Origin of the sequence: Candidatus Liberibacter americanus str. Sao Paulo (assembly GCF_000496595.1) — a bacterium.
Classification (GTDB): domain Bacteria; phylum Pseudomonadota; class Alphaproteobacteria; order Rhizobiales; family Rhizobiaceae; genus Liberibacter; species Liberibacter americanus.
This window is the reverse complement of the sequence record NC_022793.1, coordinates 393803-417494: the sequence shown is the minus strand read 5'-3', so window position 1 is coordinate 417494 and position 23692 is coordinate 393803. Positions and strand designations below refer to the sequence as shown.

Here is a 23692-nt window from a genome sequence, read left to right as displayed (position 1 = left end):
CCATCCAAATTAACCATAGGTTATAAACAATGAAATCATAAATTACAATACAGTTAATAAATATTTTTCATATTATTAACTAAAATTTTACTATAAAAAGCACGATAATGATAAACATCAAAAAATATTGTTACGAAAAATTTTTATTTAATATAAATTGCATTAGGATTAAATGACTAATTTAAATTAAGAAATATTTAAGTTCAAAGATAAAAATCTGATCTTCTTAAGAAGAACCAACAACAATATCGTATATTTAAAGTAAACTTAATAACTAAAAAAAAAGCCTTATATAAAAAAGTTATGATATATAAATATAAGGAAAAGACTGATAATTATAAATATAAAATATTTTACTAAAGATCATATTTAAATAAAACAATCGACAATAAAAAAATAATTAGTGATAATGTTCTTCATAAAATTCAATAAATTTTTGATAAATAATAGCATAAAAATTACAGAATTAACAGAAAAATACAACTATATTATCGTTAAACAATTGACTAAACAAAATATAATAGAAGATTAGAACACATAATTTCAATTAAAATAAGTGATAATCTACTAAGAACGCAACACAGCATCTGTGTTTTTCACAACTACTTTTACAATACTATCTGTCAATTTTTGCAAATCATAATCACAAAGAGTACTTTTCAAAGGCTGAATCAAAACTTCAATAGCAATAGATTTTTTATTATCCCCTACTGATGAACCTTCAAAAACATCAAAAACTACCACATCAACTATAAGATCTCGGTCTACTTTTCTAACTAGATCAACAATTTTACCGGCAGGAACTGACTTGTCTACCACAAAAGAAAAATCACGTTTAATTGGATGCAATGATGAAACACGCATAACTTTTTTAGTAGGACTACGTTTATTTTTATAAACAGGTATTGAATCAATACAAATTTCAAAACCGCATATAGCTCCTGATAATCCAAAAAAATCTAAAATCTTAGGATGAAATTCTCCAAAACAACCCAAGATAATATCTTTACCCATCTTAATTACCCCAGAACGACCTGGATGATACCAAGAAGGAGCATCAGCTTCAATTATAATTTTATCAATAGGAACAAAAGTTTCTATAACAGATAATGCATCAGCCTTAGCATCAAATAAATCTACATATTTGCATTTTTCAGAACTATCTGACCAAAATCTTCCAGCTCCATTCATTCTAGAAGAGCCCTTTCTAATTCCTGCTGCCATACACTTTTGAGATGAAGGCATATCATTATCATAAACATGAGAGACTTCAAATATGGATAGATCGAAAATTGCACGGTCAACATTACGCTTAGCAGCTGCTAATAATCCAGGTAAAAGAGATGTTCTCATATCAGACATATCTGAAGAAATTGGATTTAAAATCTCTAATTCAGGCTGACCACCTCCAAAAAAAACTGATTGTTCTTTTGAAATGAAAGACCAAGTTATTACCTCCATCATAGCACGAGTAGCAAGAACTCGTTTTGACAAACGAGTTCTCTTTTGTTGAACTGATAAACCACATTTATAGTTTCCTTTACTTAAAAAAAGTGGATCAGGTTCAATCTTATCAACTCCATAAATTCTCAGAATCTCTTCTACTAAATCAGCCTGCTCTTCAACATCATTGCGCCAAGAAGGAGTATAAACAATTAATCTTCCATTTAAATCATCTACATCAAAACCAAGTTTTCGCAAAATATCCAAGCTATAATCAATAGGAACATCAACACCTGTTGATCTTTTTACCTCCGCATTATCAAAATCAATTATACGATGTTTATATTTTTCATTCCTTACAACATGAATTTCGGAAGGAGTTCCTCCACATAAAGATATAATTAACGATACGGCATATTTGAGAGCAGGTATCATCCCCTGCAAATCTACTCCGCGCTCAAAACGATACCGAGCATCGGTTATTATTCCTAAATTCTGACCAGATCTAGATATATTAAGAGGATCCCACAAAGCTGATTCAATCAAAATATCTACCGTATTATCATCACAACAAGAGCTTTTACCTCCAATAATCCCCGCAATAGATTCGACAACATTATCGGATGCAACTACAACATTATTTCTTGATAGATTATACTCTTTATCATTTAAAGCGATAATTTTTTCACCATCTCGCGCATTACGGATTACAATATTTCCTGATATTTTAGAAGCATCAAAAACATGCAAAGGATATCCTAAATCTAAGGCAATATAGTTTGTAATATCTACAATAATACTAATAGATCGTAAACCAACAGCTTCCAATCTGCGACGCATCCAAACAGGTGAAGTACCATTACGCACTCCCTTAACGTAACACATTGAAAATCCATTACATAAACTAGAATCATCTAAATTAATCATAATATCTAATGGAATTGATCCACAAACATCGAAGGCAGGATAATCAATTTCTTTTAATGTACCCAAACCAGATGCATATAAATCCCTTGCAATACCACGCACGCCAGCGCAATCTGATCTATTTGGGGTCAAAGAAATTTCAATAATTGGATCAGATAATCCAAAATAATCGATAAAAGTACCTCCTATAGGAGCATCATAATCTAATTCCATAATGCCATCATGATTATCAGACAAAACTAACTCTTGTTCTGAACACATCATACCATAGCTTTCAACACCTCTAATTTTACTCTTACCAATTTTCATATTAGTAGCAGGAATAAAACTTCCAGGAGGAGCCCAAACACCTAATAAGCCAGGCCTGACATTAGGAGCTCCACAAACAACTTGTAAAAGCTCTTCTCTACCAGCATCAATCTTTAATATCTTAAGACTACTTGAATTAGGATGACAATCTACGGAGATTACCTTAGCTATCTTAAAAAATGACATAGAACTTCTATCATCAACTTTTTCAACCTCAAGACCAATAGAAGTTAATCTATCACATATTTCTTGAAGACTAGAATCTAGAATAAGATGCTCTTTTAACCAAGACAAAGTAAACTTCAATGAAATTTATCCTTATTAAAATGAGACAAATAAAGGAGGAGTTTCTAATGGAGAAAAACCATAATGATTAATCCAAGAAACATCAGCGGCAAAAAAATCACGTATATCAGGGATGCCGTATTTCAACATAGCTAAACGATCAAGCCCTACACCCCATGCAAATCCTTGATACACATTTGGATCAATGCCAACACCACGCAGTACTCTAGGATCAACCATACCACACCCTAAAACTTCCATCCACTCTGTACCTTCGTCAAACCTTATAACATTATTAGAGCGACTGCACCTAATATCAACTTCAAAAGAAGGCTCAGTAAAAGGGAAAAATGAGGGACGAAATCGCATTTTAAGACTGTCAACTTCAAAAAACGATTTACAAAAAAAATCTAAAAGCCAACGAAGATTTGCAACTGTAGCAGACTTACTAACAACTAATCCTTCAATTTGATGAAACATTGGAGAATGACTTGAATCTGAGTCACGACGGTAGGTCTTGCCAGGCATAATAGCTTTTATAGGTAAATCCTGAGATTCCATAATTCTAATCTGCACCGGAGATGTATGTGTACGTAAAAGCTTATTCTTTTCACCTTCAACTGCAGAAACAAAGAAAGTGTCATGCATCTGACGAGCAGGATGACCATCTGGGAAATTTAATGCTCCGAAATTATAATAATCGGTTTCAATATCAGGCCCTTCTTCTACAATAAATCCCATATCTGTAAAAATACAAGTAACTTCATCAATAACATGAGTAATAGGATGAATACGCCCTCTATTACATGGAGAAGAATGAACAGGCAAAGTAACATCTACGATATCAGATGATATTTTAAAACAAATAGAACTACTCTTTAACGATTCTCTACGAGAAGAAATCCTCTTGGATAACTCATCCTTAATTCTATTTAGAATAGCCCCTCTAGAACATTTAAGATCTGGATCTAAGTATTTTAATTCTTTTAAAAGGCTAGTGATACTACCCTTTTTCCCGAGAGCAGAAACCCGTATTGAATCGATCTGATCAGTACTGGAAGCAGAATCAATAGAATCTATTATAGAACAGTTCAATGCTTTTAATTTATCATCAAAAACATTACCATTAATCATCTAAAATACACCTAATAACCATATAACCATATAACCATAATAACCGCGATACGATATAAAACTATTTAAGACAACAACAGAATGCAAAACACAGAATATCTTTGCATAAAACACTATATATCATCAAAAAAACAAGTAATAATTTACTTGTTAAAACACTGAATATCATTCAGATAAGCCAAATTACCCTTAGCAATTTCTACAATTTTATCAAAAAAATCTGGCTTTTCTATAGCTATATCAGAAATAACCTTACGATCAAGAAAGACACTCGCCTTACGCAAACCCTCAATAAATCTAGAATAAGTTAAACCACGCATGCGAACTGCAGCATTAATACGCTGAATCCATAGTGATCTAAAATCTCTCTTTCTAACTCTACGATCACGATAAGAATACTGTCTAGAACGATCTACAGCAGCCTTAGCAGTACGTATGGTATTTTTACGACGACCATAAAAACCTTTCGCTAACTTTAAAACCTTTTTGTGCTTGGCGCTAGAAACCACACCTCTTTTAACACGAGTCACTACCGTATCTCCTCAAGAAAGAAAACCTACTATATCCACGAACATCACATTCCGTTAGGAAGATAATTTGCCACAACCTTATTCGCATCAGGACTAGCCAAAACCATAGTACCACGCGCATTTCTAATAAACTTGTTTGATCTCTTTATCATTCCATGACGCTTACCAGCAGCTTGTGCCAAGACTTTCCCCCCAGCAGTAATTTTAAAACGCTTCTTAGCAGAAGAATTCGTTTTCATTTTAGGCATTTTTCACCCCATCACCTCAAGCATAAAAAAACATTCCATATTTAGCAGGAATGATCAATAAAAAATAATATCAACTGGGATAACAACATGATCAGAAAAAGATATCGCATCAATTCCAATACATGGACAATATACATTCTGTGAATAAATATTCAAGATATAACAACTAGAAAAAAAATTATCACTTAGAAGATAAGATCATTGTCATTTGCTTACCTTCAAGCTTTGGCTCATAATCAACCTTAGAAAAATCAACTACCTGCTCCTTTATCCTATTAAAAAGATCATACCCAATATCTTGATGAGCAATCTCACGCCCACGAAACTTGAGAGATATCTTCACTTTGCATCCTTGCTTTAAAAAACCAATTATAGCTTTTACCTTGATTTGATAATCATGCTCATCAATTACAGGACGCAATTTTACTTCTTTTACATCAACACTTTTCTGTTTTTTACGAGCTTCTAATGCATTCTTGCGTAGAGCATAACTCCTCTTTTTCAAATCAATCATTTTGCAAATAGGAGGAGTAACCTCAGGATTAATAATAACAAGATCAAGATGTCTATCAAATGCTATTTGTAAAGCATCAGACGTATTCATATCTTCTGGATTCTGACCTCCTATATCAACGACTCTTATAAGTTTAGGTGTGGTGCTTAATATCTCACGAATAACATTGCTGTTATCCTTTTTGCCCTCACCTAGCCTAACTGATCCAAAAATCTTACTAATCGTCAAATTCTCCTTATAAAAAACAACCGCAAGTCAATCTATCAATTACAAATACTAAGTCAAGTCAAGTCAATATAATTTAATATAAAAAATGGATCTTGTAATAAATAATATTGATATATGTAAACAGGATATGTCATTCGATAAATTAATATAATATAAACATCTTTTTATTTTGCGATAATTATTATCTATTGCTATAATCATAGAATGAGTAACATTACAGCACCTATATTGAGAATACGTAATTTTTCCATCATAGCACATATTGACCATGGTAAATCAACGCTTGCCGATCGTCTTATTCAGCATTGCAATGGGCTAACTGAACGCGAAATGCATTCACAAGTACTTGATAACATGGATATAGAGCGTGAACGAGGTATAACAATTAAGGCACAAACTGTAAGATTAAATTATAAAGCCCAAGATGGCCAAAATTATCTTTTAAACCTTATTGATACACCAGGACACGTGGATTTTGCTTATGAAGTTTCTCGATCATTATCATCTTGTGAAGGATCTATTCTTGTTGTTGATGCAAGCCAAGGAGTAGAAGCTCAAACACTTGCCAATGTCTATCAAGCTATTGACAATAATCATGAGATTATCATAGCCCTTAACAAGGCAGATCTACCATCAGCAGATCCAAATCGCATTAAAAAACAAATCGAAGATACAATAGGAATAAGCGCAGACGATGCTTTGCTTGTATCAGCAAAAACAGGAGAAGGAGTACCTATGCTTTTGGAAAGCATAGTTCAAAAACTTCCTAATCCTGTAAGCCCAGAAGGAGAAAATGCTAATCTTAAAGCTCTGCTGATTGATAGTTGGTATAATAGCTATCTTGGGGTTATGGTTTTAGTCAGAATAATAAATGGAACTATCACTAAAGGCCAGTCAATTCTTATGATGGGTACAAATGCAAAATATCGGGTTGATAGGGTTGGAATACTTACACCCAAGATGGTGGATATAGATACTTTATATCCAGGAGAAATTGGTGTCATCATGGCATCTATAAAGGATGTTTCAAATACCCGCGTTGGCGACACCATAACCGACGATAATTCACCTACAGCATCATCATTGCCTGGATTTAAACCAGTGCAACCAGTGGTTTTCTGCGGATTATTCCCGGTAGACGCTTCTCAATTTGAAAACTTACGCACGGCAATAAATAAATTAAGACTTAATGACGCCTCTTTTTCATTTGAAATAGAAAACTCAACTGCACTTGGATTTGGATTTAGATGCGGATTTCTAGGCCTTCTTCATCTAGAGATAGTCCAAGAAAGACTTGAAAGAGAATTTGGAATAGATCTAATAGGAACCGCACCTTCTGTTGTATATAACTTACATATGAACGATGGCAGCATATTAAAAATCGCCAATCCATCAGAAATGCCTGATCTTACAAAAATTGCCGATTTTAGAGAGCCATGGATTAAAGTAACAATTATAACACCTGATGAATATCTAGGATCAATTCTCAAATTATGCCAAGAGAGAAGAGGAATGCAAATAGAGATTAGTTACATTGGTAAAAGGGCAATGCTGATATACGAATTACCACTCAATGAAGTGGTTTTCGATTTTTACGATCGCCTTAAATCAGTCACTAAAGGATATGCATCATTTGATTATAATTTAATCGACTATAGAAACGGCGATCTGGTAAAACTTTCTATATTAGTCAATAATGAGGCAGTAGATGCATTATCTATATTAGTTCATCGTTCCGCAGCAGAAAAACGTGGAAGAAAAATTTGCGAAAAATTAAAAGATCTTATTCCACAACAAATGTTTCAGATAGCAATTCAGGCAGCTATAGGAAGTCGTATTATTGCGAGAGAAACAGTGAAAGCACGTCGAAAAGATGTAACAGCAAAGTGCTATGGAGGCGATATAACACGTAAACGCAAACTTCTAGAAAAACAAAAAGCAGGGAAAAAACGCATGCGCCAATTTGGAAAAGTAGAAATACCTCAAAATGCATTCGTTGCTATTCTGAAAAGTAATGATGAATAATTATACTAAAAACTAATAAAAATAGCCAATAATTAAAAACTTCATGTAATGTTTTTCACATAAAAATAACATAAATATTATTTGGCGAATGAAATACATTCAAGTATTAAAGAAAATCTACATAAAAACAATGTAAAACTGCGATACATAAATCGCCTGCTTATTTTTACGAATAAAAATTTTACTAAAGATAGAAAGTTATAATATTTCAAATATAGGCAACATCATGAAAGATAAAAAATGAAACCATTGTTTGATATGCTATTAATTAGTGCAAATCGCCTTAGAGCATCAAGACAAAAAGATTCATCTGCGTACTTTCTATTAGATATAGTAGCAAAGGAAATGTCTTTTAGGATGAAAATTATCAACAAAAAATTTAAAAATGCAATAGAATTACACGGAGCTACTGGAATAGTTGGTCGTTCTTGCATGAAAGAAAAAAAAATTGCTCAATTAATCCGAACTGAAATTTCCACAGAATTAGCAAATAATAATGATGAAATACTAGTTTCATCATTTGAAGAAATTCCCTCAATATCTAAACCAATAGACTTGATTATATCACCTCTACATTTGCATATCATAAATGATGTCTTTGATATGTTATTAAAAATCAACAAAAAATTAGAGCCTGGAGGATTATTTTTGGCTGCAATCCCTGGAATAGGAACACTTCGCGAATTAAGGAAAGCATTGCTAATAGCAGAAACAGAATTAACAGGAGGAGCAAGCCCTCGTGTCATTCCATTTATGGATATAAAAAATGTAGGAGATTTGATGCAAAGGTCTGGATTTATCTCACCTATAATAGACCAAGATAAATACACCGTATATTATAAATCAATGTTTCATTTGATGCATGACTTACGCAAAATGGGAATGGCAAATCCTCTTATTCATAGAAGCAAAAAACCTAACAACAAATCATTATTTATACGAGCTGCAGAAATTTATGCAGAAGAAAACTCTGATAAAACAGGACAAGTAGCAGCTAGTTTTTCCATTATTTATGCCTTAGGATGGAAACCAGAAAAAAAACAAAAATAATATAATTATTGGATAAAAACATCATAAAACTATATCATTTAAATTGATATTAGAACTGAAAATAAAAGCTATGAACTTCTCTTAAATCAATTTAAATAAAACAGTAATTTCAAATATAAAAAGTTTACATTAACTAATATCACTTAGCTAACTCTACAAATAATAGCAGTATTAAAAAACAAATAGAGAATATAGTATTATTTGATATATCAATAGTATTATTTCATATATCAAAAAAGCAACGCTTAACGTCGCAAAAAAAATCCACCGACTACAAATAGTTATATCTTAATAAAGAAAACCCTACAAGCTACATGAGCATGAAGGGTTTTACAAAAAAATAGATCTTTATTCTAATTTTTATTAGAAATATCAATATATTCCTTATTTAATTTAGAAACAGCAAACATCCAAACTAACATAAGAGATAGGAAAATTACAAATAATATAGGGAGAATACTTGTGAATGTTGCCAAAGGAAATAACATAAATATACAAGACTGAATTACAGCACCACCAGACTTAGCAAGCCTTCCTCCTACAACGTCTACAACCGCCTTACCTTTGGTTCTGAACTCATCATCCAATGGTATAAATGCCATTTCCTTAGTAGCATCAAACATGGTATATTTGGTAGCTTTACTCAAAATATTTTGTAATACCCCTAAAAACACAGCTAATACTATTGGAGACATCTTTATAAATTTTTCAGTCAAAGGCAACATTGACTTTTCAAATATAACAAACATAAAAAAACCGCCACCTGTAACCAAAATCATTATAGGAGTTATAATAGCAGAAGTGAACCATTTGAATGTTTTAAGAATATTACTACCAAGTATCATAAAGAATATAGTCACAATACCGGTCCATTGAACGAATTGTCCCATAAAATGAGCATATTCATTTTGAGTTGGATATAATTCGCGAACTTTAGCTTTCCAAGGACCTTCAACCAAATTAATAGCAGTTCCATAACAGATAACAATCAAAACTATATAACCTAAATATTTAGAGTTAAGTGCCATCTTAACACTCTCACCTATAGATAGCTTCAATTTCTTTTTAAGACTACCTTCCTTAGGAGCATAATATTTTGGATCTACTAAAACATAAAGATGCATCCATCTATATATTCCCATCATTAAAAGACTAGAAATAATAAGAGAAAGCATAGAATAAACAACTAAACTGTCATGTTCAAGCTTTGAAAAGCTCATTATTAAATTACCGGCAAATACCAAACCTACATTACCTACCAACCCAAAAGTAGAATAAAATCGAGATGCCTCTTCAATCTTAGTAATTCTATTTGCAAACTGCCAAAACATCAGATTAATCATCACAGCTCCCCACAACTCTGCGAAGACATAAAATAAAGCGAATGACCACTTACCAGCGAGATAAATAAGCCATTTAAAACAAGTGAAGGACGCTGCTAAATCAGCAACTGTTTGAGGAGAAAGATGTATATAATCACGATTTGGATAAATGATAAATGCAAAAGCTGTAAAAAAGGATATAAATAATAAAGTTACTGTATAAAAAAGTTTTTCTGCATCCAAAATATTAGACAATCTAATATATAAAACTGTAAAGAGAACCGCAGAAGGCAAAACACACCATAATTTAACAAAACTAATTACTTCTGCCCCCATATTCGGAATTATCAGACTATCCTTTAATGGCCTCAATGTGCTAAAATTAAAGAGCAAAAGAAACATCATAATAGTCATAGGAATAAATTTCTTCGCTTCTGACATTCTGACATCACAAAACACCGTCCATAATCTCGACAAAAAATTAAATACTTTTTCACAATATATCACAACAAAACCTATCAAAGAAGTTAAAACCTAAAGTAGTTTAATAAATTTAAAATAAAATATCCATACCATTTTATAAATAATTATATTAATTTGATATAAATGAACTTAATATCAATATATAACAGTAATAATTAAGGGAAATTGTAACTGTAAAACAAAGATTTAAACAATAAACACATGCAATAAAATAATGTAATTGCAGAATAAAAAAATTGTTTTTCGTATATCAATACAATTATATATTTAATGATAAAATTAAATAGCAAATCCTATTAGATTCGTCCATATGAAATAAATTTATATAAAAAATATAATTTTATAGTTTAAAAAAAAATTTTCCACTTTAGAATTTCAGAAATATAAATCACATGAATTTTATGAAACAAGAAAATCAGTGCCTATATCATGACAAATAATTATATCTACAATTCATAGATATTTTCAAAGCAATACTATTAATAGATATTTTCAAAGCAATACTATTATAGGTATTTTTTAGATAAAATAACAATATACTTATGTTATAAGATGTCATTTAGTTGTTGCAAATCATTTTGCAGAATTAATATCAATAAAGACTATCTTGATTTATATAAGAAAAATTGAATTACTTTACTAAAAAACAATCAATAGATAAGAAATAATTTTTTCAATTTACAAGACGTAAAAACTACATCAAATAAAATAATACATATTAATATCTACTATTTTTGCAGATTAAAACATTAAAACTATCGCAAAAACAAATTTAACAGGTTCACATGTATAACAAGATTACAATCTTTTAATAAATATAAACCCACATGATAGTCGTATCATTTTGCATATAAAAAACAAAATAAGATAATCACGCAACACCACTAATAAATTAGTTAAACCTAATCAACAGGAACTAATTAACATATTCATTATAGTTAACATGAAAATAATAATTATCTACATAATCAGCAACGCGGCTCGAAAAAGAAACAGAAAAATAAACCATAACCACGATAAATAAGAGATGAATGCTTCCATCTCTCCATTTGGTTTTTGACAAATTGTCTTTTTCTTTTAACGAAACAGAACTTGCATTATCCATAAACATCATATATCACCTCCCAATTCAGAATTAAGGCCGAATTTAGACAAATGGATATTACATCAAGGTTAAATACTCACTAACAAATAAAAATAAATTCATTTTAAATATTAATTTATATAAACATATTTTAAATATTAATTTATATAAACATAGGCTGGATAATGTTTATGTAAGTAATCTATAAGAGGCAAATCTGCTGGTAACATAGAATAATCTGCCAATTCATCAATTCCTACCCATCTTACTTGCTGCCCCTCACATCCGCGTGGACTTCCCTCAAAATTATGACAAGCAAATAAAGGCATCAAGAGGTGAAAATTTTCATATGAATGACTTGCAAACGTAATAGGAAGCAAGGCAGAAGTCTCAACAACTATAGATAATTCTTCTAATAATTCACGAACCAAAGCCTCTTCAGGAGATTCTCCATTGTCAATCTTTCCACCAGGAAACTCCCAAAATCCAGCATGAGACTTATTGCTAGGACGATTAGATATTAAAACTTTTCCGTCATAATTAAAAATCGCACATGCAACCACCAGCAAAATATTGTTACTATAGCTATACATTTAAAATATCGATTTCCTATATAAAATAACAATGAATCCATCGGATGGTCAATAAAAACCATTAATTCAGGTATTTAGAAAAAATTATATGACGCTTAATAAAATACATAAACTGTTATAGGACTATTCAATAAAGCAACAGTAATACAGAAAATATAAAAATAAAATTTGCTTATAAAACAACTATAAAACGACATAATATCATAAAATTAGCTAATAAAATTACTATTAAAATTAACATATTCTCCACTAAAATTACATGTCCAAACAGTATGAAAACCACTGCCAATCCCAAGATCAACAGTTATTGGGATACAATCTTGTTTCATTATAGATAAAACATCTTCTTTAGGAAAACATTTTTCTGGCTCACCATTAGCAGCAATACATATATCTTTAAACCATAATGACAACTTATCACGATCAACCATCTCACCAGATTTACCAACAGCCATAACTATGCGCCCCCACCATCCACAGCCTTCACTAGTAATAGCAGTTTTAATCAAAGGAGAATTTGCAATTGATAGAGCTACTCTTTTAGCAGAAACAGAATTTTCAGCACCTTTAACAGTAACCTGAAGAATTTTAGAAGCCCCCTCTCCATCACAAACAACCTGCAACGCTAAATCCTTTAAAAGATCAAAAAGAACAGGACGAAAAACAGATAAACGTTTGTCATCCATACAAACAATCGGCTTCATATTATTGACAGCGGTACCTGTAGAAAACAATAGAAGAGTATCAGATGTTGATGTGTCACTATCAACAGTGATAGAATTAAAACTAGGCTCAACTCCTTCAGATAAGATAGACTGTAATATCGGAGGAGCAATATCAATATCTGTAACAACAAAAGCAAGCGTAGTTGCCATATCAGGAGCAATCATCCCTGCACCTTTTGCAATACCATTGATAGTAATCTTAATCCCATCAATATCAACAGTGCGAGTAGCTGTTTTAGCATAACTATCTGTTGTCATCATTGCTTTAGCAGAAGCAAGCCAATAATTATCAACAGCATTTTTAATCATATCATCAAATACACCATCGAACTTAGAAATATCCAAAAAAGAGCCGATTATGCCAGTAGAAGCAACGTAAACTTCATCCTCTCTGCAGCATATAAGATCAGCTATGGATTTAACAATATAATGAACAGAATCGCGTCCCTTTTTGCCCGTAAAAGCATTAGCATTACCAGAATTAACGACCAATGCCCTTGCAATTCCATGTGATAAATTATCTTTACAAAAATCTACGGGCGCAGATGGACATTTAGAACGAGTGAAAACACCTGCAACAGATGCTGGCCTATCAAATATGATCAAGAATACATCATCTCTCCCCGAATACTGTATTCCCAGAGAAGCAGTAGATAATCTAACTCCTTTTATCGGCAAAAGGTTATCATCACGATATATTGAGGCAAAATTAAATACTGACATATTTTTTTGATCCAAGATAATTTTATTAAATAATTTATTTTATCTGGTATAAAAATCACAATTTTCAATAAAAATCTATTATTTTTAAAAAAATATATGAAATTTCTAAATAAACATTCATATATTTGATATAAACTAAATATTGCCTCCCGTTGACATCAACATACAGATGATTTTATCTAATATATCAACCTATAAGGCGATATTTAAAGGGATCTATAATCTAAAAATGATAACGATCTATTAAACAACGCGATATTTTTTTGAAGAGGAAAGCATCTCTATGCTTAATATGGTAAGTCTGATAAGTAATTTTTTTAGATCATCCAGTGAAAAACGTTTGCAACACTATCGCAACATGGTCAACAAAATAAATAATCTTGAAGAAGAGATCTCTGAACTGTCTGATGAACTCTTATCAAACAAAACATCAGAATTCAAGAAACGATTAAATGAAGGAGAAACGCTAAACGATCTACTTATCCCATCATTCGCAGTTGCACGTGAAGCCTCTCGTCGAATGCTTAATATGCGACCATTTGATGTACAGCTTATTGGTGGCATGATATTACATGAAGGCTGTGTTGCAGAAATGAAAACAGGAGAAGGGAAAACTCTAGCTGCCGTTCTTCCAGTTTATCTGAACGCATTATCTGGGAAAGGGGTACACGTTGTTACAGTTAATGACTACTTAGCTAGCAGAGACGCAGGTACGATGTCTACTGTTTACAATTTTCTTGGACTTTCAACAGGAATTGTTACAAACTCTTCTTCTAACGATGAACGCCGTAAAGCCTATGCATGTGATATAACTTACGTAACTAATAATGAGCTTGGTTTTGATTATTTACGTGATAACATGCAATACAAACGTGAGGATATGGTACAACGCGGACACAATTTTGCAATAGTCGATGAAGTAGATTCTATATTAATAGATGAAGCACGAACGCCATTAGTTATATCTGGCCCGATTGAAGATCAATCTGATTTATATAGGTCTATCGAATCAATCGTATCTCGTTTAGATCCCTCTGATTACGAAATTGATGAGAAACAACGCTCCTCTAACTTCTCTGAAAAAGGGATAGAAAAAATAGAAGATATTTTACGAAATGAAAATATTTTAGAATCAGGCAGTCTATATGATTTTGAAAATGTTTCTACAATTCACCTTCTCAATAACTCCCTAAAAGCACATAAGATTTTTATCCGCGATAAAGATTATATAGTAAAAAACAACGAAGTTGTAATTATTGATGAATTTACTGGACGCATGATGCCAGGCAGAAGATATTCCGATGGCCAACATCAAGCATTAGAAGCAAAGGAAAATGTTAAAATATGTCCTGAAAATCAAACTCTTTCATCAATTACATTTCAAAATTATTTTCGGATGTATACTAAATTATCAGGCATGACTGGAACAGCTACTACAGAAGCTGAAGAATTAGCCAATATATATAAATTAAACGTTATTGAAGTTCCTACTAATGTTCCAACTATTCGAATTGACGAAAATGATGAAATTTATCAAACCGCTGAAGAAAAATATGAAGCTATAATATCAGAAATAATGGCAGCTCATGAAAAAGAACAGCCTATCCTTATAGGAACATCTTCAATAGAAAAATCAGAATATTTAGCAAATTTACTACGTAAGAAAAAGTTTACAAAATTTAAAATCCTAAACGCACTTTACCACGAACAGGAAGCTTATATAATATCTCAAGCAGGAATACCTGGAGCTGTTACAATTGCAACCAATATGGCAGGGAGAGGAACAGATATTCAACTTGGCGGCAATGTGTCTATGCGCATCGAGCATGATCTATCTAATATTATAGATGAAGAAAAAAGATCTAAGCGCATAAATATGATACAAGAAGAAATTAAAGCTCTAAAAGATAAAGCTATAGCTGCAGGAGGACTTTATATCATAGCCACGGAACGTCATGAGAGCAGACGTATAGATAATCAGCTACGTGGACGATCAGGACGCCAAGGAGATCCAGGAAGATCAAAATTCTATTTATCTCTTCAAGACGATCTGATGCGTATATTCGGATCATCTAGAATGGAACTTTTTTTAAGAAAAATGGGGATAGAAAAGGGTGAAGCTATTATTCATCCGTGGATTAATAAAGCAATTGAACATGCACAAAAAAAGGTTGAAGCTCACAATTTTGAGACCAGAAAAAATTTACTAAAATACGACGATGTGGTAAATGAGCAAAGGAAACTGATTTTTGAACAACGCCTTGAAATAATAGATGCATCTGATATCTTAGATATATTATCAGATATGAGCTATAAAGTTGTTGATGATTTAATTACTGTTTTTATACCAAAAAACTCCTATAAAGAAAAATGGGACATTGAAAAGCTCTCATTAGAGCTTAGTGAAATTTTTGGAATAGATTTTCCAATAAAAGACTGGTGCAATAAAGATGATATTGATCACGATAAAATTCGAGATCAAATTATTTATGAAACTAATAAAATAATCAAAAATAAAGAAAAATTATTAGGAATAGAAACGACGAAAACTATTGGCCGAAATATACTTCTTCAAACACTAGACTTATTCTGGAGAGAACATATAGCCAGATTGGATCACTCAAGATCAGTCATAGGCTTCCGCGGCTATGCACAAAGAGATCCTTTACAAGAATATAAATCCGAAGCCTTTGGATTTTTCAAAATCTTACTTGCCAATCTACAACGAGATGTTGTTTCGCAATTTGCTCGAATTGATCTGAATGCAGATAATAATAATTATCTATCCTCTACAGAAGGGGATAAGGAAAAATATGACAACAATACAATAAAAAATAAATTGAATACCGGAAATGCCTTAAATATAAAACGCAATGCACCATGCCCTTGTAATAGTGGGAAAAAATATAAACACTGTCATGGATCATGCTCTTAGTAATAAATGCAACTTAAATAAAAAGTATAATACTAACTATACACAACTCATCAATGATTATAAAATATCTATATACTAGGTATGGATTATATAATGGTTTTTTTTATTTAAACGTTATAGATAAATTTATACTGAAATAAAGTTATCTTGATTGCTAAATTATACTAATTAAATAACTACACGATAATAAGATAACACATGCAAATAAAAAATAAAGTAAAATATATAAAATTGACTAGTATCGTTGCATCAGTGCTAAAAATCAGTCATATTACTCAACAATCATTGACAAAAAAATTGCAGCATGGATATATATGTAATATATTTTTTGCATATCCTATCAATACTCAAGATTAAAGAGTTTCTAAGACCCTTGATTTTTAAAATAAATATATGTACGATTTTATTTCTCAGTGATATTTTTTATTATATTAACTGATATTGGAATGTGCGGATCGTACAATAATTATCAATGGAAAAATATTTGAATAAAACCGCTAAAGAAGGCAATTATATATGAAGCTATATGAGCATGTTTTCCTCTTAAGACAGGATATCTCTACTCAACAAATCAAGGATGCAATTGAAAGATTTAGGACATTAATTCAAGCAAATGGTGGAGAAGTACGCCATGTTGAAGAATGGGGAATGCGTTCTATAGCTTATAGAATCAATAAGCACCGTAAATCATACTATGTCTTAATGAATATTGCAGCTCCTCCTAAAGCCATTCATGAGTTAGAAAGAAGAATGAACATTGATGAAGACGTTTTGCGTCATTCTACTGTATCGGTTAAATTTCATGATGATTCACCATCTTTAGTGATGCAAAAGCATGATCGAGATGCTAGAAATGATAAAAGCTTTGAGCGTAAAAGCCATTTTAGTGAAGAAAAAACTTTGTTATAAGGAGTTATTATAATGGCTGAAACCACACACAAACCTTTATTACGTAGACATGTTAGTTATCGACGTAGGTCTTGCCCATTATCTGGAAAAGGAGCGCCTCGTATAGACTATAAAGACGTTCGACTTCTGAGTCGTTTTTTATCCCAACGCGGCAAGATTATTCCCTCTCGCATTTCTTACGTTAGTCATAAGAAACAACGTGAACTTGCAAAGGCGATTAAGAGAGCACGTTATCTTGGATTAATTCCTTATGTTAATGTATGATGATGTGAAAAAAAATTATCAGATATAATACTAAATCACAGCTATACATTATATAGATGAAGAAAAATTGAACGATGACCTATTGCTGAGTAAATATATATATAAATGGGTATATATAACTCGTTTATGAGGAAGAATATAATTAAGTTTATATTTTACATATTTGAATCGTATTTATATATTTTAAACTATTAAATTTTTGGTGTTTTTTAGACACATTTAAGCTTTGCTTATATCATAGGATTTGGTTAAAAGTTTGGATATGATTATTAACATCAATTTACAATATATATATAAATATTATCTATGTTTTGTTTTAATAAAGGAATAATAGCAATTCTTCTTGCTTGAATTTTTATATTATATATATCGTATGGTTATTACATAATTAGATTGTTATCAAAGTTAATAGTAGATAACAAATAGCGATTTTTTATAAGGCTATAGGCAATCTATAAAAAGATAGATAAAAAGATAGAATTAATATATACCTGAGAAAGGAAAAAGAATGGAAGTTATTCTTCTGCAGAACATCTCAAATCTTGGGCCAATGGGAAAAATAGTTAAAGTTAAAGATGGTTATGGACGCAATTATCTTCTACCATTAAAAAAAGCTTTGAGAGCTAATAAAGAAAATAAATCATTTTTTGAAGCCCAACGTTCAGTGCTTGAGGCAAAAAATCGTGAAATACAATCAAAATTTGAAGAATTATCTAAGGTATTAGAAGGAAAAAGTTTAACCATAATACGTTCAGCAGGTGATTCTGGGCAGCTGTATGGATCTGTTTCTACTAGGGACATAGCAAGTTTGCTGAACGAAGAAGGTTTTAAGATTAATCGCGATCAGATACGTCTTAAATCTCCTATAAAATCAGTTGGTATGTATAATGCAACAATATCACTCCATTCTGATGTCGAAGCTAAAATCAATTTAAATATAGCACGCTCAAATGAAGATGCAAAAATCCAAGAAAAATCTGTAAAAAATCAAGATAAAATTTCTGATCAAAGTACATAAGTGTATCCTGTATACTTATGTTGATAATATAGACCATAGTAACATAGTAAAAAATATAATTTATTTATTATGTTTTGGGACTTCTTTTGGTTGTTATTAGTCTAGACAAAAGAATAGTTAAATTATGTTGGAATTATCGAATGACTGATGATGTTAAAGGTGTTGTTTCTATTCCTAAAAAAGATCCTGTCCAGTATAGAGAAGCCCCTAGTAATGTTGAAGCAGAACAAGCTTTATTGGGAGCGATTCTCGTTAATAATGATGCTTTTTATCGAGTATCAGATTTTTTGAAACCATTGCATTTTTTCGAAGATATTCATCAAAGAATTTTCGAAATATCTAGCAAATTGATATACATGGGTAAAACTGCTAATCCAGTTACAGTCAAAACTTTCTTGCCTCCTAAAGAAATCTTAGGAGAATTGACAATTTCCAAGTATCTAGCACGTCTAGCTTCTGAGGCAGTTTCAATAATAAATTCTGAAGATTATGGAAGAGCAATTTATGAACTAGCCCTACGCCGTTCTCTAATCACCATTGGAGAAGATATGGTGAATATAGCTTATGAAGCGTCAATTGAAACATCACCTTCACTTCAAATAGAAGAAGCAGAGAGAAAATTATTTAATTTAGCAGAAAATGGCATATACGATGGAGGATTTCAACCATTTGCCGATGCGATGACTACAGCTATCGATATGGCTGGACAAGCTTTTAGTAGAGATGGAAAACTTGCGGGAATTTCTACAGGTATTCAACCTCTTGATAAACAAATGGGAGGACTTCAAAGATCCGATCTTATAATAATTGCAGGTCGTCCAGGGATGGGTAAAACATCACTAGCAACGAATATCGCTTATAATGTAGCAGATGCATATAAATCTGAAATGCAAGAAGATGGATCTTATAGAACTATAAATGGTGGGATCGTTGGATTTTACTCTTTAGAGATGTCATCTGAACAATTAGCTACTCGGATTATTTCAGAACAAACTGAAGTTCCTTCTTCTAAAATACGCAGAGGAGAAATATCAAAGCCTGATTATGAAAAAATTGTTGGTTGCTCTCAAGTAATGCAAAAGTTACCACTTTACATTGATCAAACTGGTGGAATTTCAATTTCTCAATTAGCAGTAAGAGCACGTAGGCTAAAACGTCAAAAGGGACTTGATCTTCTTATTATAGATTATATACAGCTTATGACGACATCCAAAAAAATAGAAGAAAATCGTGTTCTAGAAATTACTAGTATTACAATGGGCCTTAAGGCTTTAGCTAAAGAATTGAACGTACCAATTATAGCCCTTTCACAGCTATCTAGACAAGTAGAAAATCGTGATAATAAGCGTCCACAGCTGTCAGATCTACGTGAATCAGGATCTATTGAACAAGATGCTGATGTTGCTCTTTTCGTGGTTCGTGATGAATATTACGTTAAAAATAAAGAACCTAGTAACAAAGATGATTTGCTAGCTTACACGAAATGGCAAGAAGATTTTGAAAGAGTGAAAGGACTTGCTGATATAATTATAGCTAAACAACGTCATGGACCAACTGGAACAGTTACTCTTGCATTCCAAGCAGAATTCACTCGTTTCTCTGCACTTGCTGATTCATCTTATCAACAAAATGATAGGTTTTAATTGAGGGAGAGAAAATTGTTCCGTCAATCTAATTATCAAAATCGATTTCAATCAAATAAAGATGAACCTCTAAAATTAAAAATCAATCTATCTGCTATCAGCAATAATTGGCATATTATGAATAAGCTGTCTGGCAATGCAAGAACAGCAGCAGTAGTTAAAGATAATGCATATGGTTTAGGGTTAGAACAAATATCAAAATCGCTTTATAAAGCTGGAGCAAAAGATTTTTTTGTAAAGAATATAGAAGAAGGAATAAAGTTACGAGATTACGTAAAAAAAGCCAATATTTTTGTTTTAAGTGAAGACAATATAGGACAAGAAAGATCTTTAATTGAAGCTAACTTAATTCCTGTTCTATACTCATCTAATCAATTAAAATTATATTCACAACTATTATCAAATCATCAATCACATTGTTACGCTTTACAAATTGATACAGGTTTTAATAGGCTGGGACTATCTATTGATGAAGCATTATCTTTTGCTGAAAATTTTGATAATAAAAATCAAATAAATAATAAATTATCTCTCATAATTAGTCATCTCGCTTGTGCTGAAAATCAAAACTCCCCCATGAATGCTTCACAATTAAATAAGTTCATGTCTATTGCTACTAAATATCAAGGGATAGAAGCAAGCTTATCAGCATCAGCAGGAATATTCCTCGGAAAAGAATATCACTTCCAATTAACTCGCCCTGGAATAGCTTTATATGGAGGAACATACGCTATCAACAAACTTCATCCTATGCGAACAGTTGTTACCGCAGAGGCGCGTATAATCTTAATAAGAACAGCTAATGCAGGAGAAATTGTAAGCTATGGTGGAGAGAAAAAATTAAAACGCAATAGTTTAATAGCAGTTGCAGCCATAGGATATTGTGACGGTTATCCCCTCTCTCTCTCTGGAATAGATCATAAAGATAATATATCTATAAACAATGTGGGACAAGGATTTATAAAAGGCTACAAAGTGCCTATTTTAGGAAAAATTACAATGGACATGACAATGTTTGACATTACAGATTGCCCTGGAATAGAAGTAGGAGATTATATACAAGTTTTTGGGCCTAACATAAAATTAGATGATGTTGCTAACGCATCTGGAACTACAAATTATGAATTGCTTGTGCAAATTGGAAACAAATATGCAAGACATTATATATGAGTAATATATCTAGTGTTGAAAATATAACAATTATAAAACAGTCATTGTTTTATATAAATATAGAAAAGTAAATTTCTAATGGCGAAAATAAGATTTCAATACTTTTGTCAAAGCTGTGGTGAAACTTATTCAAAATGGGCTGGTAAATGTGATTCATGCAACGAATGGAATACAATAATTGAAGGCCCTTCAAGAAGAGAATCGGGCCATAGATTTAATAATAATAGCAAGCAAGGACGTTCGATCCCACTTGTTTGCCTTTCAGAAGAGCCATTAAAAGAAGAAAAAAGAATTCAAACTAATATTGCTGAACTTGACCGTGTTACAGGAGGAGGATTCGTAAGTGGTTCGGTTATTTTAGTAGGAGGCGATCCAGGAATAGGAAAATCAACGCTATTAATGCAAACCGCAGCAGCTTTAGCAAATAAAAAACATAGAATCACTTATGTTTCAGGAGAAGAATCAATCGGACAAATTAGATTGCGTGCTCAGCGATTAAATACAATCAATAGTAATTTTAAAGTAGCTATTGAAACCAACGTGGAAGATATACTAGAGACGCTTTCCTCAAATGAAAAAACAGATCTTGTAATCATAGATTCTATACAGACTTTATGGAGCCAATCATCTGAATCTTCTCCAGGAACGGTAATGCAAGTACGTAACAGTGTACAATTAATTATTCAATATGCAAAAATGAATAATGTTTCCATGGTGTTGGTTGGACATGTGACTAAAGAAGGACAAATTGCTGGACCAAGAGTAATCGAACATATGGTTGATGCAGTTTTATATTTTGAGGGTAGCGCGCGCAATACACAATATGACTATCGTATATTACGAAGTGTGAAAAATAGATTCGGACCAACAGATGAAATAGGCGTTTTTGAAATGTCTGATAAGGGATTACAAGAAATATCTAATCCTTCAAGAATATTTTTATCCAATCGAGATTCTAAATATCCAGGAGCAGCAGTCTTTGCGGGAATAGAAGGTACCAGATCTCTTTTAGTTGAGATACAATCTTTAGTTGTGCCAACTTCCCTTGGAATGCCTCGTAGAACTGTTGTTGGATGGGACACTGCTCGCCTAGCAATGATTTTAGCTGTTTTAGAAGCTCGTTGTAACATAAAGTTTGGAGGACACGACGTACATCTCAACGTAGCAGGAGGTTATCGTATATCAGAACCGGCAGCTGATCTAGCTGTAGCTGCAGCGTTAATTTCATCAATTTTTTCCATATCTTTGCCAAATGATTGTGTATATTTTGGAGAAATAAGCCTATCCGGAGATCTAAGATCAGTTGGACACACCCAACAAAGATTAAAAGAAGCAGAAAAAATAGGATTTTTATCAGGAGTTTTTCCAGAAACTCCCAGAGGGGAATGTAAAGTCGGAGCTATCAATAATAAATATATTAGCAATCTTAACGATCTAGTACAACAAATAACCGATCTTCAAGAAGATAGATCAAAATTAGTATAAAATCAGGAGTTTAAAATAAAAATGGGTATAACATATTTTGATTTTGTATTTCTTGCAGTAATATCTCTTTCAGCTATATTTGCAATGGCACGTGGCATATTTAATGAATTAATCTCTTTGTCAAATTGGATTGGCACTGCCATGTTAACTTATAACATATATCCATTTATTCTAAATGCTGTTTCAAAGTATTTTGTGAATCAGCAAATAGCTCTAATATCAGTAGTATTATTATTATTTTTAACCTTACTGATTATTATATCAATAATATTAAAGATCATTACCACTCCTATACATATTCGCTCTGTATTTTTAGATAAAATATTAGGATTTTTATTTGGAATTATACGTGGACTATTTCTATTAATAATAGCTACTTCTTTTTGGAATCTTATTATAGGTGATAGTAAAACTCCTGATTTTATTAAAAATTCTAGATCAGGAATAATTCTAAACAATATGAGAGTAAAAATAATGTCTATTATGCAATATATGCCTAAAAATAATACAATAAATGATAGTAAAATATATTAGATATACACTCAACAAAAAACAAAAGATATATAAGACTTAAAATATGATAATTATATTTATAATGACCTTTATTTTATATAAAAAAAATTTTTTTGTTATAAATTAGCGGAG

Annotated in this window: 19 protein-coding genes; 10 read left to right on the top strand and 9 right to left on the bottom strand. The window is 31.7% G+C overall.

The genetic code is table 11. The annotated features are described in order from the left end of the window. Nucleotides 1–567 precede the first annotated feature (567 nt). From pheT to infC, 5 genes are all read right to left on the bottom strand, one after another. A complete protein-coding gene (gene pheT / locus LAM_RS01770; RefSeq protein WP_007556997.1) occupies nucleotides 568–2985 on the bottom strand; it encodes a phenylalanine--tRNA ligase subunit beta in 2418 nt (805 codons plus the stop codon). 15 nt (nucleotides 2986–3000) lie between these two features. After that, the gene (gene pheS, locus LAM_RS01765; protein WP_007556996.1) at nucleotides 3001–4098 is read right to left on the bottom strand and encodes a phenylalanine--tRNA ligase subunit alpha; all 1098 of its coding nucleotides are present in this window, start codon (nucleotides 4096–4098) and stop codon (nucleotides 3001–3003) included. 143 nt (nucleotides 4099–4241) lie between these two features. Next, nucleotides 4242–4628: a 50S ribosomal protein L20 gene (rplT, locus tag LAM_RS01760; RefSeq protein WP_007556994.1), complete on the bottom strand. Its 387-nt coding sequence runs from the start codon at nucleotides 4626–4628 to the stop codon at nucleotides 4242–4244. Between the two features lie 44 nt (nucleotides 4629–4672). Continuing rightward, nucleotides 4673–4876: a 50S ribosomal protein L35 gene (rpmI, locus tag LAM_RS01755; RefSeq protein ID WP_007556993.1), complete on the bottom strand. Its 204-nt coding sequence runs from the start codon at nucleotides 4874–4876 to the stop codon at nucleotides 4673–4675. Nucleotides 4877–5057: 181 nt separating this feature from the next. Then, nucleotides 5058–5618, bottom strand: a complete 561-nt coding sequence (gene infC, locus LAM_RS01750; RefSeq protein WP_007556992.1) for a translation initiation factor IF-3 — start codon at nucleotides 5616–5618, stop codon at nucleotides 5058–5060. Nucleotides 5619–5822: 204 nt separating this feature from the next. Here infC and lepA point away from each other — a divergent pair, with 204 nt between their 5' ends. Both lepA and LAM_RS01740 read left to right on the top strand, forming a co-directional pair. Further along, nucleotides 5823–7643, top strand: coding sequence for a translation elongation factor 4 (lepA, locus tag LAM_RS01745; protein ID WP_023466218.1), 1821 nt, complete (start codon nucleotides 5823–5825; stop codon nucleotides 7641–7643). A gap of 240 nt (nucleotides 7644–7883) precedes the next feature. Further along, nucleotides 7884–8693 carry a methyltransferase domain-containing protein gene (locus tag LAM_RS01740; protein ID WP_007556990.1) on the top strand — a complete coding sequence of 270 codons (810 nt, stop codon included), beginning with the start codon at nucleotides 7884–7886 and terminating at the stop codon, nucleotides 8691–8693. Between the two features lie 353 nt (nucleotides 8694–9046). Here the strand turns inward: LAM_RS01740 and LAM_RS01735 are convergent, their stop codons facing one another. The 4 genes from LAM_RS01735 to argJ form a co-directional block, all read right to left on the bottom strand. Further along, entirely contained in the window at nucleotides 9047–10537 is a 1491-nt protein-coding gene (locus tag LAM_RS01735) for an Npt1/Npt2 family nucleotide transporter (RefSeq protein WP_240532030.1), read from the bottom strand. Between the two features lie 877 nt (nucleotides 10538–11414). Next, the gene (locus LAM_RS01730; protein ID WP_007556986.1) at nucleotides 11415–11612 is read right to left on the bottom strand and encodes a hypothetical protein; all 198 of its coding nucleotides are present in this window, start codon (nucleotides 11610–11612) and stop codon (nucleotides 11415–11417) included. Between the two features lie 128 nt (nucleotides 11613–11740). Further along, nucleotides 11741–12175, bottom strand: coding sequence for a (deoxy)nucleoside triphosphate pyrophosphohydrolase (locus tag LAM_RS01725; protein ID WP_007556984.1), 435 nt, complete (start codon nucleotides 12173–12175; stop codon nucleotides 11741–11743). A gap of 209 nt (nucleotides 12176–12384) precedes the next feature. After that, a complete protein-coding gene (argJ, locus tag LAM_RS01720; RefSeq protein WP_007556982.1) occupies nucleotides 12385–13623 on the bottom strand; it encodes a bifunctional glutamate N-acetyltransferase/amino-acid acetyltransferase ArgJ in 1239 nt (412 codons plus the stop codon). Between the two features lie 283 nt (nucleotides 13624–13906). On the opposite strand from argJ, the gene secA reads away from it, so the two are divergent. From secA to LAM_RS01680, 8 genes are all read left to right on the top strand, one after another. Further along, nucleotides 13907–16558, top strand: a complete 2652-nt coding sequence (gene secA, locus LAM_RS01715; protein ID WP_007556981.1) for a preprotein translocase subunit SecA — start codon at nucleotides 13907–13909, stop codon at nucleotides 16556–16558. A gap of 516 nt (nucleotides 16559–17074) precedes the next feature. Next, on the top strand, nucleotides 17075–17467 hold the full coding sequence (gene rpsF / locus LAM_RS01710; protein WP_007556980.1) for a 30S ribosomal protein S6: 393 nt from the start codon (nucleotides 17075–17077) through the stop codon (nucleotides 17465–17467). A 12-nt stretch (nucleotides 17468–17479) separates the two neighbouring features. Further along, nucleotides 17480–17731: a 30S ribosomal protein S18 gene (gene rpsR / locus LAM_RS01705; protein ID WP_007556978.1), complete on the top strand. Its 252-nt coding sequence runs from the start codon at nucleotides 17480–17482 to the stop codon at nucleotides 17729–17731. Nucleotides 17732–18239: 508 nt separating this feature from the next. Next, a complete protein-coding gene (gene rplI / locus LAM_RS01700; RefSeq protein ID WP_007556977.1) occupies nucleotides 18240–18749 on the top strand; it encodes a 50S ribosomal protein L9 in 510 nt (169 codons plus the stop codon). A 140-nt stretch (nucleotides 18750–18889) separates the two neighbouring features. Next, nucleotides 18890–20392: a replicative DNA helicase gene (locus tag LAM_RS01695; protein WP_007556976.1), complete on the top strand. Its 1503-nt coding sequence runs from the start codon at nucleotides 18890–18892 to the stop codon at nucleotides 20390–20392. Nucleotides 20393–20407: 15 nt separating this feature from the next. Continuing rightward, nucleotides 20408–21562, top strand: coding sequence for an alanine racemase (alr, locus tag LAM_RS01690; protein WP_007556975.1), 1155 nt, complete (start codon nucleotides 20408–20410; stop codon nucleotides 21560–21562). A gap of 78 nt (nucleotides 21563–21640) precedes the next feature. After that, the gene (radA, locus tag LAM_RS01685) at nucleotides 21641–23047 is read left to right on the top strand and encodes a DNA repair protein RadA (protein WP_007556974.1); all 1407 of its coding nucleotides are present in this window, start codon (nucleotides 21641–21643) and stop codon (nucleotides 23045–23047) included. 21 nt (nucleotides 23048–23068) lie between these two features. Further along, nucleotides 23069–23581: a CvpA family protein gene (locus LAM_RS01680; RefSeq protein WP_007556973.1), complete on the top strand. Its 513-nt coding sequence runs from the start codon at nucleotides 23069–23071 to the stop codon at nucleotides 23579–23581. Nucleotides 23582–23692: the final 111 nt, after the last annotated feature.